We start from the raw sequence: 14,806 nt of genomic DNA on the forward strand, positions 1-14,806 counted from the left end.
CGTACACGCGGACCTACACCTACGACCTCGGCGGCAACCTCACTTCCCTAGGCAGCACCGATTGGACCGGTCCATCGGCCACGCGCAACCTGGTCGTGGGTCGAACCAGCAATCGCGCCGTGTCCACAGCCAGATACCCAGGCGCGACGCAGGACAACATCGACACCTATTTCGATGCGGCGGGCAAGAGCATCTGCGTGGATGGCAACGCCAACCAGCCCATGTACTGGACGCCCTTGCATCAGCTGTATTGCGTGGTCACCACCTATCGGACCTCAAGCGGGGGGAATGGCGCCTGGGACAACAGCGATCGCGAACAATACGCCTACGATGGCGATGGCCAGCGAGTGCGCAAGTACGGCAGCAGCCAGGCGGGCAGCGCCTGGAACCACGTCGACACCCGCTATCTTCCCGGCCTGGAGCTACGCAACGACACCGGCACGGGAGAGCAGCTGGAGGTCATCGTGCTGGACGACGGCGCGCGCGTGTTGAACTGGGCAGGCGGCGCCGGAAAACCCACGAACATCCCCAACCTGCAACTGCGCTATCAATACAACGACCGCCAGAACTCCTGCACGATCGAAACGGACCAGGACGGCGGCATCATCAGCCAGGAGGAGTATTACCCCTACGGCGGCACGGCGGTATTGGCATCGCGCACCACCAGCGAAGTCAATTACAAGTTCATCCGCTATTCCGGCAAGGAGCGTGATGCGACTGGCCTTTATTACTACGGCCTGCGCTATTACCAGCCCTGGATAGGGCGATGGATCAACCCCGACCCCGCGGGTACGGTAGACAGCCAGAATCTCTATTGCATGGTGAACAACAACTCCGTCACCATGGTCGACGCTTACGGAACCATCGGAGAAAAACCGCGATCCACCATTTCGCCTGTTCAGTCAGACGACGAAGGTGACGGCTCGAGTTCATGGTTGCACCCTGAGCCGGAGTTCGATCCAGAAGACGCCTGTCCCGGGCCAAGCTCGGCAGTATCGCCAACCGCCGACGATGACGTGCCGTCATACTACGCACCGGGATTCATTCCCCCTCTGTGCGCTCCCAGTACAAGCCGGGCAGCGGCATCGACCTTTGAGCAGATCCTGCCATTCCATGCACCTGGAGCGGACGCCAGTACGAGCGAATTCGAGGCAGAACGGGCAGTTGCCTTGAACGATGCGCGCGTCGCCGTCACGTCGGCGCCCGCGGATCCGCCGTCGCCCAATCCACTGTCGGCCGGTCGGGTCGCGGATGAGGAGAGAAGCTTAAGGACGCAAATGGGCGAGTTCGGCATCGATTGGGTACCTTATTACTCGCATTGGACGCGAGGGAAGGAGCCTTGGGCCTGGGCATTGCACCCTTCGGTCAGGCAAGCAATCGAAGAGGATCATGGGCGTGCCGCCGGAGAGGCATGGGACTCCTTGGTGTCCTATGTCTATGACCGTGAATTTCAAGCCTTGGATAAATCTTTCTCCGAAAGATGGGCGTTCAAATTGCTCTGCGAAATTGCAGGGATACAGGATGATAAGTGGGACGAGAAAGTGGCCTCACTTATCGAGCGCGGGATGCGCCAGGGGGGAACGGGATATGTTTCGACCCACGGCGATTTTGACGGGGCCGGCGAAAACTTTGAACAATGGATGACCGCGCAAGAAATCCGTTTTGGAACCTCGTCGCAACGGACTCCCCGCGAGCGCTATGAGTACGATTACGCAGCCGGGCTGCGCCAGACCCATATATCCAATGAACTGGTGCATTTGAAATCCATAGTCACCTCCGCGCGCTCGGAACGCGCGACTTATAGATACGAGACATTGGATCCACAGCGGCCTGGACACGAATTCAGAACCGAGATTTCCGAAAAGAAAATTCGGCTACTGACGGCGACCAGACCCCAGGACTCGCCTGAGTATTCCGCGGATGACGTTACGCTCTTTCATATGGGCAAGGCCAGGGGCCGGGGACTCTCGCTTAAAGAGGTCGATTTCCTGCAGATAGATAGCGACGCCACCGACGGTTCGTTAAAAGATCTGGTTGAGTACCGCGGCACCCATGTGCCTTTGCCCAGTCCGGCGTTCGGGATCTTTTGTGAGCGTTGGAGCCGCAACACGCCAGGGTTCGATGCCTTCATTTATCAGACGGATTTCGGAGCATACGTAAACACGTTAGTCGATCACATGGGGGCTTTTCCGACTGCGCTTTGGCGTCGTGACTACATGTTGAAGGATGATCCGAGACGCAGGACCGATCTATATATTTTTATAAAAAGGCGCGGAGGGGGCTGTCATTACTTAATGGCCTAGGGATCGCCGTTCCAACAAGCCAGAATATTCAGCATCCCCCCACTGATCACCGGCGTCGCCCCTGCCGCCTCTCGCGCAGCGCGATGTATACACCGCTACCCGCGATGAAGACCGCGCCGGCGCAGGTCGCGAGGTCGGGTTGTTCATTCCAGATGGCCCAACCCAGGAGCGTCGCCCAGATGAGCCCGGTGTAGTCGAACGGCGCGACCACGGATGCGGGACCGATGCGAAAACCCTGGGTGATCAACGTCAACCCCAGGGTCGAGCACAAGGCCACGCCGGCGAAGTAGGGCGCATGATCCCAGGCGGGCGACGTCCAGAACCAGGGCACGGCCAGGGCGCTCCAGACGCATTGCGCGGCGACGATATAGAACATGGTCGTCAGCATGCTTTCGCCGCCGCCGATGGCGCGCGCGGTGATCATCATCACGGCATACAGCAGCGCGGTGGCCAGCGGCCACAATGCGGCCATGTCGAAACTCGACGAGGTCGGCCGCACGATGACCAGCACGCCGGCAAAACCCGCGGCGACCGCCATCCACCGGGCGCCATCGACCTGCTCCTTCAGCGCGAGCACCGACAGGGCCGTCACGAACAGCGGCGCGGCGAACGCGATGGCGGTGTTCTCGGCCAGCGGCAAATGCCGCAGGCCGATATAGAAACAACTGGCCGACACCATATTGAGCGCGCCGCGCAGCAGGTGTATCCATGGGAATTGCGTGCGCAGGCTGCGTCGGCCGCCAAGCGCGGTGACCGCGGCCAGCACCACGGGCAGCGCGATGGCCGCACGCATGAAAAGGATCTGGATCGGGCTGTAGAACTGGCCCAGCCATTTGGCCTGGGCATCGCTCAAGGTCAGGCAGAAAATTCCCGCTGTCACGCAGGCGATGCCGGCCAGCGGAGAGGGATGGCGTGTGGAGACTGTCATGCCGCGCATGATAGCTGCCTATTCCGGGCCAGGGCACCGGGCCAGGGCACCGGTCCGGATCGCCAGGCCAGATCGCCAGGGCGGGCGGCGCGCTCCCGCCAGCGCGCGATTTATCCTATGATCAGCCCCCTGTGGATCCCTCCCCGAGGATCCCGCAAGGCAGTAGGAGACAGTCATGAAGATCAAAATGGCGGCATTGGCGCTGGGGCTATCCTGCGGCTTCCTGGGCACGCACGCCGCACTGGCCGCGAATGCGAACCCGAATCCGCACCTGAATGCCGACGCGGATGCCGCGCGCCATCACGTCCTGGTCCAGGCCGCCCCCGATGTCCGCATCGATGTGATCGAGGAAGGCAAGGGAACGCCGCTGGTGCTGCTGCCGTCGCGCGGCCGCGGCGCCGAGGATTTCGATGAGATCGCCCAGCGCCTGGCCGCACGGGGCTACCGGGTGCTGCGCCCGCAGCCGCGCGGCATCGGACAGAGCACCGGGCCGATGAAGAACATCACCTTGCACGACCTGGGCAATGACATCGCCGCGGTCATCCGCGACCAGGCGAGGCAGCCGGTGGTCATCGTCGGCCACGCGTTCGGCAACTGGGTCGCGCGCACGACCAGCGTCGATCATCCGGAACTCGTGCGCGGCGTCGCGATCGTCGCCGCCGCCGCCAAGCGCTATCCGGCTGGATTGAGCGAACACGTGGATCGCAGTTCGGATCTATCGCTGCCCGATGCGGAGAGGTTGAAGTCCCTGCAATTCGCGTTCTTCGCACCGGGGCATGACGCCGGCGCCTGGCTGAAGGGCTGGTATCCGGAAGTCAATGAGAGCCAGCGCCTGGCGGGCAAGGCCACGAAGCAGTCCGACTGGTGGTCGGGCGGCAAGGCGCCGATGCTGGACTTGCAGGCTGGCCAGGACCCGTTCAAGCCGGCGTCCACGCGCAACGAGGTGAAGGACGAATTCGGCGCCCGCGTGACGCTGGTCGTCATCCCGGGCGCGGGCCATGCGCTGGTGCCCGAGGAGCCAGGCGCCGTGGTCGACGCGCTGGTCGATTGGGAGCGTTCGCTGCCGCAGTGACCGTGGGGGTGTTCAGCCGCTGTTGCCGAAGCCGCCGGCGGCCCAGTCCGAGGCGCGCTGCGCGTTCAGCTTGTAGGTGGGAGCGACGCGGATCTCGGCCAGTTGCTCGCCGGATGCATCGTAGGCGCTGAGCAGGGCGTAGGGGTCGTCCTCGTCGGGAACGATGTCCAGCTTGACGGTCAAGCGCCCATCGGCGGTATCTATCCGCACGCTCTTGTGCAGCGTGGCGTGCAATTGCTGTTCATGGCGGCGCAGGACTTCATTGGCCGTCTTGACCAGGGTGAAGAACGCGGGCGGGTCCAGCGGCTTGGGATTCTTCTTGTCGCGGCCCATGGTCCAGGGCCCGACCAGGGCCGGCTCGGACTGCCCGTCCTGGGTCATTTCCACGGCCCAGCCGTCATCGTCCTCGTTCTTGATGACGCGCGCGGTCCAGCCGTCGTCGCGCCACAACCTGGCTTCCTGGATCTTGCGATCTTCGCCGGCATCCGCGTCCGGGCTTTCGATATCGTTCACTGCGGGACTGCTCCTGGATTCTTTGGTCCGTAGTACAGGCATCATACCGTGCGCCCGTGGGCAGTCGCCCGTGGCGACGCTTTCCGGAGCGGGTTCCCGGCGGCCTTGCCGCAGGTCCGGCGCGACGGCGCGCAACAGCGGCGCGTGCCGCGGCGTTCCAGGTAGCGGGACGTCAGCGCCGGGCAGCGGCGCCATATCCTCGCCTCGGCCCAGGCTGGACGGAGTCAAAGCGGCAGGTTCGCCGCCGCGCTTTCCATCACCACCTGTCGCAGCCGTGACAAGGCGGGGGTCGCGTCCCGTCCGCCGCCATGCAGGCACAGTTCGACAACCGGCAAGGGCGGCAGGCCTTGCGTCTCGCCCAGGCACTTCAACGAAGGCGGAAGCCCGGCCGCCGTCCGCAAGGTAATGCCCAGGCCCGCCGCGACGCCGGACCACAGGCTGTTCAGGCTCGCGGTGGTATAGGCCAGCCGCCACGGAATGTTCGCCTTGTCCAGCGCGGCCAGGCCGGCGCGGCGAAAGAAGCAGGGCGGGTTGTACAAGGCCAGGTCCAGGGGCGCGCGCGGGTCCAGGACCTGGCCAGCCGCGGCCGGGCCGATCCATGTCATGGGCAGCGTGGCGACAGGCTCGGCGTCGGGGCGCTTTTCATAGCCCATGGCCAATACGAGGTCGAGCTCGCCGCGGTCCAGCCGTTCCAGCAAGGCGCCGTTGCGTTCGACGGCAACCTCCACGCGGACCCCCGGATGCGTTCGCTTGAAATGCCCCAGCGCCACCGGCAACCAGGTCTCCGCGAAATCGCCGGGCAGGCCAAAGCGCACGGCGCCCGCGAGGGAGGCGCCGCGCACCGCGCGCAGCACTTCATCATTGAGATCCAGTATGCGGCGCGCGTAGGACAGCAGTTGCTCGCCGGGCTCCGTCAAGGCCAGGCCGCGTCCTTGCCGTCGCAAGAGCGGCTGGCCGACCTGTTCTTCCAGCTTGCGCATCTGCTGGCTGACGGCGGAAGGCGAACGGCCGATCTTTTCCGCCGCGCGTAGCAGACTTCCCAACTGCTGGGCGACCAGGAACGTCCTTAACGCGTCCATATCAAGATTGGGCAAGGCCATGATGCGGTTTTACTGAAGCAAGGGTGTTGAATTATCGCATCCACGCCCCGCCCGAGTGCCTATCATCAAAGGCTGCGGTACTGGGTCCCGGACCGGCATTCATGCCTGCATCGCGCCGGGACCAGGCCGCACATCCACTCGATTTGCTTTTGGAGCAGTCATGCATCGTCGAACGATTTTCAAGCACGGCGCGGTAGGCGCCTTTTTTCTTGCCAGCATCCTGTCAGGCGTGGCCGCGCAGGCGGAGCCGCGGCCTGCCCGCAGTCCCCTGGCGGGCACGTGGACCCTGGTGGCGGCGGATGTCCAGCATCCAGACGGTACGCGGGGCCGCGACTATGGCGCGGCGCCCAAGGGCTTGCTGGTCATCGACGCGCAGGGCCGCTATTCCCTGCAGATCTTCAAGGCGGAGCGCCCGCGTTTCGCTTCACCCGACAAGGCAGCGGCCACGCCGGAGGAGTACAAGGCCGCCGCCATGGGATCGAGTACGCACTTCGGCACCGTCAGCGTCGATGGGGCCGACCACACGCTGACCTTTCACATCCAGAACGCCTCCTTTCCCAACTGGGAGGGGCAGGAGCAGAAACGAAGCTATGACTTGAAGGACGGCGTGCTGAGTTATCGCGTAACGGCGCGTCCCAACGGCGACGTGCCCATTTCAATCTGGCGGCGCCTGAATTGAGCCACGGGGGCGGCCGGTAGCGGGCGCCCCCGCCACATCCAGGGTCCAGAGCCGCAAGGCAAGATGGATTTCCAATGCCCGGTGGGCGTCGTTCCAGACGGCGCCGATCAGCGCCCCGATACTGGCCAGCCGTTGACGCATGGTGTTGACGTGGATGCCCAGCTGGGCGGCGGTGACGGAAGCGTTCTGGCGGTTGTCCAGGTAGGCGAGCAGGGTGGCCGCCAAGTCGGTGCCGCGCTTGCGGTCGTGGTCGACGAGCGGGCCGATGGCCGTGTCCAGGAACTGGGCCAGGCTGGCGCGATCCTGCGTTTCGAACAGGATGGAATACACCGCCATCTCGTTCTGGGCCACGATGCGGCCACGCATGCCCAGGCGGCCCACCACGGCAAGGGCGCGCCGAAGCGCGGCATATAGCGCCGGCAGTTCCGCGGCGCCGTGCGCCGGGCGGGACACCACGCCGCGATAGGCGGTCCCCACGGCGCGCCGGGCATGGTCCTCGACGGCCGCGCGCAGCGCTTCGGCGTGCGCGGCGCCGCAGACCAGGGTCAGGACGCCGTCGATCTCGTCCAGCGCCACCCCGGGCAGCACCAGGCTGGCGCGCAGCCGGCGCGCCATGAAGCCGGCCCCGGACGGGTCCAGCTCCACCAGCATCAAGGCCAGCGGCCGCGCCAGGTCCAGCCCGAAGCGCTCGGCGCGGTCGCGCGCCAGCGCGGGCTCGCCCTGGCGCGGCGAGACCAGCGTGCGCAATAGTTCGGAGACCGCGCGGCTCTTGCTGGCCTCCATGCGTTCCTGCGAAAGCAGCACGGTGCCGATGACGCTGCTGCTACGTTCAAACGTACGGACGAAGCTGTCGCGCATGTCTTCCCGCCGGAACAGCAGGACCGCGCCCAGCACGCCGTCGCCGCCGATGACGGCGATGCCGCGGCACAGCTCGCCGTCGCTTTCATAGGCGATGGTCGAGCGGCCGGCGCGGCGGCTTTCACGCAAGGCCTGGGTCAAGTCGGCGCTATGCGCACCGTAGGGTTCGTAGCGGCGGGCCGCCGTGCCGGTATAGTCCGGGGCGTCGGCGCCGCCGATCACCTGTAGCGCCTCGTCCAGGACCAGGATGCTGCCTTGCAACAGTTGCGCGATCGACTGGCACAGTTCGCCCAGGGAAGCGCCGCGCGCCAGCAGGGACGTCAGCTGTTCGTGGGCTTCCACCGCGGCCTGGACATCGCGCGCGTGACGCTCCAGTTCGGCGCGCGCGAGGTCGGCGCGCTCGACGGCGGCCTGGGCGTCGGCGAAGGCCTTGGCGTTGTGGATGGCGACCGCGGCATGGGTCGCCAGCGTGCACAGTATGGAGACGTTCAGCGCGGTATGCGTGCGGTGGTAGCGGTCGGCGACGAAAAGCAGGCCGATGACATCGTCATTCCAGATCAAGGGCACGCCCACCAGCGCGCCCACCCCCTCGTCGCGGAAGATATCGTCCAGGTCCGCGTCGTGGGTGAAGCGGTTGTCGTGCAGATAGTCCGGCGTGGAAAAGGGCATGCGGGTCGACATGACGATGCCCGCCACGCCCCGGTCGCGCTTCGCCGTCATCCTGCCCGTGCGCGTGGCGATCGCCCCGTCGGCCACCACCACCTTGAATTCTCCTATGGCCGCATCGTAGATGGTGAGCCAGCACAGGTGCGCGCGCAGCAGGTCGCGCGCGCGGGTGACGATGGCCTTCAGCAGCTCCGGCAGGTCCAAGCGCGCGGACAGGTCCTGCGCCGATTCGATGACGGCGAGCATGCCGCGCTCGCGCTGCTCGTGCTGGTCGAGCCGGTTGCGCAGGGCCATCGCCATGCGCGCCAGCTCGATCAGGCCCTGCTTGCGCGCCATCGCGTCGGGGAGCGCTTCGAGGGCGGCAAGGCGGGTGGCGAATTCCTGCGCGGGGGCATTGCCGTTCAGCAGGGCCAGCAGCTCGCCGACCACCGATTCCGCCGGGTAGGGGGCCGGGGCGGCCATGGTCTCGCCGGGGACGGGGGAAGGAAGCGTCATGGTGGGACGGGGCCTGGGTTGGGTGGGCAGGAGAGCCAGGAAAGACCTTGCGTGGCGGCGCGGCGACGGAGGCAGTCCCTGCACAAAGTGCAAACATCATATCAAGAAGGGCAATCCTATGTGCATGACGCACATAGTCCTGGCCCGGTATTCGGTGGACACTGCTGCTACAAGATCATGGAGACAAGCAGGTGAACATGAGCGTCATCGATATGTTGCGCCCGGCGCGCGGGCTGCGTGTGCTGGTCAGCGCGGGCGCGTCGGGCATCGGCGCGGCGGTGGCCCGCGCCTTTCGCGAGGCCGGCGCGCGGGTTCACGTGTGCGACATCGACCGGACGGCGCTGGACCGCCTGGCGGCCGAATCCCCCGAAATCACGACCAGCGTGGCGGACGCGGCGGTGGCCGGCGATGTCGACACCGTGTTCGACGACGTCCGCGGCGCGCTGGGTGGCCTGGACGTGCTGGTCAACAATGTCGGCATTGCCGGACCGACCGGGCCGGTGGAAGAAATCCGCCCGATGGACTGGGAAAGAACCGTCGACGTCAACCTGAACAGCCATTTCTATTTCGCCAGCCGCGCGGTGCCCTTGCTGAAGCAATCCAGCCACGATCCCTGCCTCATCGCGATGAGTTCGGTCGCGGGGCGGCTGGGCTATGCCTTGCGCACGCCCTATGCCTCGACGAAGTGGGCCATCGTCGGCCTGGTCAAGTCGCTGGCCATCGAACTGGGGCCGCAGGGCGTGCGGGTCAACGCCATCCTTCCCGGCACGGTGGAAGGCGAACGCATGAATGGCGTCATCGGCGCGCGCGCCGCCGCGTCCGGCATATCGGCCGCGGCCATGCGCGAGGAATACCTGCGCAAGATCTCGCTGCGCCGCATGGTCACCACCGACGATATCGCCGCCATGGCCTTGTTCCTGTGTTCGCCCGCGGCGCGCAACATCACCGGCCAGGCCATCAGCGTGGACGGAAATATGGAGTACCTCTGAGGAAGATGCCCAGTGCCGGGGCGGATACGCCTGCCCCATCCCTACACCAGAAAAAAACCAGGAGACAGACATGAACAAGCGCCACTTTACGGGTATGGCGGTGACGGCGGCCGTGGCCGCGATGGGGGCTTTCCCCGCGGCGGCCGCGCCGGTGAAGATCGGGTTGGTGGAGACCCTGTCCGGCCCGCAGGCGTCCACGGGCCAGGCCTACCGGGCCGCCGTGCGCTACACCATCGACCAGATCAACGCGGCGGGCGGCTGGAACGGCGAGCCGATCCAGTTGCTGGAGTACGACAACCAGGGCGGCCCGGCCGGCGCGGCGGACAAGCTGAAAGCCGCCGCGGCCGACGGCGTGAGCATCGTCGTGCAGGGGGCCTCGTCGGCGATTGGCGGGCAGATCACCGAGGACGTGCGCAAGCACAACCTGCGTAACCCGGGCAAGGAGATGGTCTACATCAATATGGGGGCCGAGGCGCTGGAGCTGACCGGCGACAAGTGCAATTTCTATCATTTCCGCTTCGCCGGCAACGCGCAGGTCCGCACCAAGGCCCTGGTCGAAGGCATGAAGAAGGCCAATGCGCTGGGAACCAAGGTCTATGCCATCAACCAGAACTATTCCTGGGGGCAGGACATGGAACAGGCCATCGTGGACGACCAGAAGCTGGGCGGCTACACCGTGGTCGAAAAAACCCTGCACGACGTCGGCAAGATCCAGGATTTCGCGCCTTATGTCGCCAAGATCGCGGCTTCGGGCGCGGACACCGTGATCACGGGCAACTGGTCCAACGACCTGCTGCTGCTGATGAAGGCCTCCAAGGCGGCGGGGCTGAAGGCGCACTATGGTACGGTCTATCTCGACCAGCCCGGCAACATCGCCAATGCCGGCGACCTGGCGCTGGGCAACTTCGTCGCCCACACCTTCAATGCCGAGGCCAACGGTCCGCAAGGGCAGCAGTTCGTCGACGACTACAAGGCCAAGACCGGCCACGTGCCGGTATTCGTCGAGCCGCAGACCGTCTATGGCATGAAGATGGTCGCCGAGGCGCTCAAGCACACGCCCGCGAAGAACGGGGCGCTGGATGTCAACGCATTCGCCCGGACGCTGGAGACCACGCGCATCCCCACCCCCATGGGCGAAATGAGCATGCGGGCGGCCGATCACCAGGCGCAGTTGCCCATCGTGGTGTCGACCGTCTCGCGCGAGGCGAAGATCAAGGTCGACGGGACCGACATGGGCTTCAGGCCGGTGCTGCTGCTGTCGGCGCAAGAGGCGTCCACGCCGGTGCAAGCCACTTGCAAGATGAAGCGGCCGGGCTGAGGCCAGCCCGACCAAGGGTGCAACGTCAATCCGGCGGTCGCGGGCGGTCCATTGGGCCGCGCCCGCACGCCCGCGACCGCCGTCCGGATGCCATGGAACAACTTCTATTCTCCCTACTGAACGGCGTCGTCTACGGATTGCTGCTGTTCATGGTTTCAGCCGGCCTTACCCTGATCTTCGGCATGATGGGGGTGCTGAACTTCGCCCATGCCTCGTTCTACATGCTGGGGGCGTATTTCGCCTATACGCTGCAGGGCAGGATAGGATTCTGGCCGGCCGTGATCCTGTCCCCCGTGCTGGTCGGGCTGGTCGGCGTGGCAGTGGAGCGCTACTTCCTGCGCCGCGTACATCGCCACGGGCATGCCCATGAGCTGCTGGTCACCTTCGGCCTGTCGTTCATCATCGCGGAGTCGATCAAGCTGTTCTACGGCAACTATCCGGTCGACTACCGCGTGCCACAGGCGCTGGACTTTTCCGCGTTCAGCATCGGCGGCACGCAATACGCGGCCTACCGGCTGATCATGGGCGCGATCGCCATCGTCATGTTCGTCGCCATCTACCTGGTGCTGACCCGCACCCGGGTGGGCATCGTCGTGCGGTCGGCCATCCATCGGCCCAGCATGGCCGAAGCGCTGGGACACAACGTACCGCTGGTGTTCATGGGCGTGTTCGGGGCCGGCGCCGCGCTGGCGGGCTTGGCGGGCGCGGTCGCCGGCGCTTTCTATACGACCAATCCGAACATGGCGCTGGAGCTGGGCGTGATGGTGTTCGTAGTGGTGGTGGTCGGCGGCCTGGGCTCCTTGCCGGGCGCCTTGCTGGCGTCGCTGTTGATCGGCATCGTCACCTCGCTGGCCGTGGGCGTGGATCGCAGCCTGGCAGACCTGCTGGAACTGGTGGGGGCGGGCGAATGGGCGCGCGGCGTGGGCGGCCTGTTGACGCTCAAGGTGAGCAGCCTGGCCGCCACGCTGCCCTTTGCGCTCATGTTGCTGGTCTTGCTGGTGCGGCCGGGCGGACTGATGGGCGAGAAGGAATGATGCGATGAAGAACTCCCTGATCGCCTGCCTGGCGGGCGTGATCCTGCTGGTCGCCTTGCCCGGCATGCTGTCGCAAGGGCTCCTGAACGCAGCCATCCAGATGCTCATCGCAGCGCTGTTCGCGTCGGCGTACAACCTGCTGTGCGGCCAGGCGGGCATGCTGTCCTTCGGCCACGCGGCATATTTCGGTGTCGGCGCCTTCGCCACGGTACACGCCATGAACGCGCTGGGCGGCGAGGGATTGGTTCCCACGCCGCTGATGCCCTTGGCCGGCGCCGTGGGCGGCCTGCTGTTCGGCGGCGTCGCCGGGTGGTTCGCGACCAAGCGCAGCGGCACGTATTTCGCGATGATCACGCTGGCCATCGCCGAACTGGTGCATTCGCTGGCGCCCCACCTGAAAGGCGTGTTCGGCGGCGAGGCCGGTCTGTCCACCATGCGCATGCCGGCCTGGGGCCTGGACTTCGGGTCCACCACCCAGGTGTACTACCTGACGCTTGCCTGGGTCCTGCTGGCCTTGGTGCTGCTCTATCTCTACACCCGCACGCCGCTGGGCCGGCTGACGGTGGGGCTGCGCGAGAACAGCCAGCGGCTGCGCTTCCTCGGCTACAACGTGCACGGCCTGAGCACCGCCGTCTTCGCCATTTCCGCCATGTTCTCCGGCATGGCGGGCGGATTGCAGGTGATCTCCAACGAGTCGGCCAACTACGTGCTGTTCGATCCCTCCCTGTCCGCGGCCGCCGTGCTCAATACGTATATCGGCGGCGTGCAAGTGTTTCTCGGACCCGCCCTGGGCGCGGCGCTGATGACGTTCTTCGGCTATGCGGTATCGGACCTGACCCAGTCCTGGCTGCTTTACCAGGGCATCCTCTTCGTGCTGGTCATGATGTTCATGCCTGCCGGCTTGAGCGGGATCGCGGGCGTGGCCAGTCGCTTGCGCGAGCGGCACGGCACGGGACGGATGGCGGGCGTCTTCGCGCTGGCGGTGGCAGGGGCGGCGCTGCTCGGCGCCGGCACGGTGTTCCTGCTGGAATTGCTGCAACGCTTGTTCTCGCTGGACTATCGGTCCCTGGTGCAGCTCAATGCCGGCAAGCCCTGGCCCGATGTCTCGTTGTTCGACCGAGCCTGGCATCCGGGCGCGCCGCTGACCTGGATGGTGCCGGCGCTGCTGCTGGCGGGTGGCGCGCTGTCGCTATGGCTATCGCGCAGGCGCCTGGAGCGCTTGGAATGCCAGGAGGACCCGCGGCGGCCCAGCAGCGACGGCATGGCGTCACAGTCCGCGTCGGTGGGCACGGGCGCCGACGAAAGCAAGGAGGAACTGGCATGACCGCTCCCATCCTCGCGCTAGCTGGATTGCGTAAATCCTTTGGCGCGACCGACATCATCCGTGGCGTGGACCTGGACGTCCGCGCCGGCGAGCGCCATGCGGTGATCGGCCCCAATGGCGCCGGCAAATCCACGCTGTTCCACCTGATCTCCGGCCAGCTCGCGCCGTCTTCGGGCGCCATCCGTTTCGAAGGACGAGAGATTGGCGGACGGTCGCCCCAGGCGATCAACCGGGGCGGCTTGGCGCGATCCTTCCAGATCACGAATATCTTTCCCCGGCTCACCACTTTCGAGAACGTGCGGCTGGCGGTGATGCGCGCGCATGGCGTGCACTATGCGTTCTGGCGGTTCATCGACCGCGACAGGCGCATCCGCACGGAGACCGGACGCCTGCTGGACCTGGTGCGCCTCGGTCCAAGAGCGTCCACGATGGCGGGCGAAATGGCGTATTCGGAACAACGCTCCCTGGAAATCGCGATGACGCTGGCTTCCGACCCCCGCCTCATCCTGTTGGACGAACCCATGGCCGGGATGTCCCACGAAGAGACGGCCTACACCGCGCAACTGATCCGCGAGGCCACGGCCGGCCGCACGCTGATGATCGTGGAGCATGACATGGACGTGGTGTTCGCGTTGAGTGACCGCATCAGCGTCCTGGTCTATGGCCAGGTGATCGCCACGGGGACGCCGGAGGCAATTCGGGCGGATCGTGCCGTGCGCGAGGCCTACCTGGGCGACGAGGTGGCCGCATGAACGCCGCGTACACCCCATTGCTGGACGTGGAAAACCTGCACGTCCACTACGGCAAGAGCCATGTGCTGCACGGCGTGGACCTGCGGGTCGGCGGCAAGGAGGTGGTCAGCCTGGTCGGCCGCAATGGCTCCGGGCGGTCCACCACCATGAAAGCCATCATGGGCCTGGTAGCGCCCACCTCGGGCCGCATACGCCTGCGCGAACGCGAACTGGCCGGCGCGCGGCCTTATACGATCTGCCGCGCGGGCATCGCCTACGTGCCCGAAGCGCGCGAAGTCTTCGCGAACCTGACGGTGGACGAGAACCTGCGCATGGGCGAGCAAGCCGCTGTCGAGGGCGCCCACCGCTGGACGATCGAGCAGATGTTCGATTATTTCCCCCGCTTGAAGGAGCGGCGCAATACCCGGGCCGGCAGCTTGTCCGGCGGCGAGCAGCAGATGCTCACCATGTGCCGGTCGCTCCTGGGCAACCCGCTGGTCATCCTGATCGACGAACCGACCGAGGGCCTGGCGCCGAAGATCGTGGCCCAGGTAGGGGAGTGCATCCAGGACATGCATCGCAAGGGGGTGTCCGTGCTGCTGGTGGAGCAGAAGCTCACCATCGCGCTGAAGGTGTCCACGCGCGTCTGCGTGATGGGGCATGGCCGCATCGTTTTCGAGGGCCGTCCCGAAGAACTGGAGTCCAACGAGGCGCTGGTGTCCCAATGGCTGGCCGTATGATGTGCCGTGCACCGAGGTCCGTGCGCCGTTCTTCTCCGCCAACGATCACTCCTATG

Annotated in this window: 13 protein-coding genes; 9 read left to right on the forward strand and 4 right to left on the reverse strand. The window is 65.9% G+C overall.

The features are described from left to right. On the forward strand, positions 1-2,303 hold a 2,303-nt coding region (locus C7R54_RS00005; RefSeq protein WP_275669675.1), incomplete at its 5' end, for an RHS repeat-associated core domain-containing protein. A 46-nt stretch (positions 2,304-2,349) separates the two neighbouring features. Here the strand turns inward: C7R54_RS00005 and C7R54_RS00010 are convergent. Then, the gene (locus C7R54_RS00010; protein ID WP_129149366.1) at positions 2,350-3,231 is read right to left on the reverse strand and encodes a DMT family transporter; all 882 of its coding nucleotides are present in this window, start codon (positions 3,229-3,231) and stop codon (positions 2,350-2,352) included. 175 nt (positions 3,232-3,406) lie between these two features. Between C7R54_RS00010 and C7R54_RS00015 the strand changes: the two genes are divergently transcribed. Further along, entirely contained in the window at positions 3,407-4,303 is an 897-nt protein-coding gene (locus C7R54_RS00015) for an alpha/beta fold hydrolase (protein WP_240039324.1), read from the forward strand. Between the two features lie 12 nt (positions 4,304-4,315). Here the strand turns inward: C7R54_RS00015 and C7R54_RS00020 are convergent, their stop codons facing one another. Continuing rightward, on the reverse strand, positions 4,316-4,816 hold the full coding sequence (locus C7R54_RS00020; RefSeq protein ID WP_129148156.1) for a hypothetical protein: 501 nt from the start codon (positions 4,814-4,816) through the stop codon (positions 4,316-4,318). A gap of 224 nt (positions 4,817-5,040) precedes the next feature. Beyond that, the gene (locus tag C7R54_RS00025; RefSeq protein ID WP_129148157.1) at positions 5,041-5,916 is read right to left on the reverse strand and encodes a LysR substrate-binding domain-containing protein; all 876 of its coding nucleotides are present in this window, start codon (positions 5,914-5,916) and stop codon (positions 5,041-5,043) included. A 160-nt stretch (positions 5,917-6,076) separates the two neighbouring features. Here C7R54_RS00025 and C7R54_RS00030 point away from each other — a divergent pair, with 160 nt between their 5' ends. Beyond that, positions 6,077-6,595 (forward strand): lipocalin-like domain-containing protein, encoded by a 519-nt coding sequence (locus C7R54_RS00030; RefSeq protein WP_129148158.1) that lies wholly within the window; start codon positions 6,077-6,079, stop codon positions 6,593-6,595. Here the strand turns inward: C7R54_RS00030 and C7R54_RS00035 are convergent. Further along, positions 6,572-8,614 carry a helix-turn-helix domain-containing protein gene (locus tag C7R54_RS00035; RefSeq protein ID WP_129148159.1) on the reverse strand — a complete coding sequence of 681 codons (2,043 nt, stop codon included), beginning with the start codon at positions 8,612-8,614 and terminating at the stop codon, positions 6,572-6,574. The two genes, C7R54_RS00030 and C7R54_RS00035, sit on opposite strands and share 24 nt — an antisense overlap. A gap of 197 nt (positions 8,615-8,811) precedes the next feature. On the opposite strand from C7R54_RS00035, the gene C7R54_RS00040 reads away from it, so the two are divergent. The 6 genes from C7R54_RS00040 to C7R54_RS00065 all read left to right on the forward strand — a co-directional run bounded on the left by C7R54_RS00040 (position 8,812) and on the right by C7R54_RS00065 (position 14,750). Continuing rightward, positions 8,812-9,603 carry an SDR family oxidoreductase gene (locus C7R54_RS00040; RefSeq protein ID WP_129148160.1) on the forward strand — a complete coding sequence of 264 codons (792 nt, stop codon included), beginning with the start codon at positions 8,812-8,814 and terminating at the stop codon, positions 9,601-9,603. 70 nt (positions 9,604-9,673) lie between these two features. Continuing rightward, entirely contained in the window at positions 9,674-10,921 is a 1,248-nt protein-coding gene (locus C7R54_RS00045) for a branched-chain amino acid ABC transporter substrate-binding protein (RefSeq protein ID WP_129148161.1), read from the forward strand. Positions 10,922-11,013: 92 nt separating this feature from the next. After that, positions 11,014-11,955: a branched-chain amino acid ABC transporter permease gene (locus C7R54_RS00050; RefSeq protein ID WP_129148162.1), complete on the forward strand. Its 942-nt coding sequence runs from the start codon at positions 11,014-11,016 to the stop codon at positions 11,953-11,955. A gap of 4 nt (positions 11,956-11,959) precedes the next feature. Further along, positions 11,960-13,279: a branched-chain amino acid ABC transporter permease gene (locus tag C7R54_RS00055; protein ID WP_129148163.1), complete on the forward strand. Its 1,320-nt coding sequence runs from the start codon at positions 11,960-11,962 to the stop codon at positions 13,277-13,279. Then, on the forward strand, positions 13,276-14,031 hold the full coding sequence (locus C7R54_RS00060; protein WP_129148164.1) for an ABC transporter ATP-binding protein: 756 nt from the start codon (positions 13,276-13,278) through the stop codon (positions 14,029-14,031). Before C7R54_RS00055 ends, C7R54_RS00060 begins: the two co-directional genes overlap by 4 nt. Beyond that, positions 14,028-14,750: an ABC transporter ATP-binding protein gene (locus C7R54_RS00065; protein WP_129148165.1), complete on the forward strand. Its 723-nt coding sequence runs from the start codon at positions 14,028-14,030 to the stop codon at positions 14,748-14,750. Before C7R54_RS00060 ends, C7R54_RS00065 begins: the two co-directional genes overlap by 4 nt. The last annotated feature ends 56 nt before the right edge of the window (positions 14,751-14,806 follow it).

The sequence above is a fragment of the Achromobacter aloeverae genome, from assembly GCF_004121055.1.
Taxonomy (GTDB): domain Bacteria; phylum Pseudomonadota; class Gammaproteobacteria; order Burkholderiales; family Burkholderiaceae_B; genus Bordetella_C; species Bordetella_C aloeverae.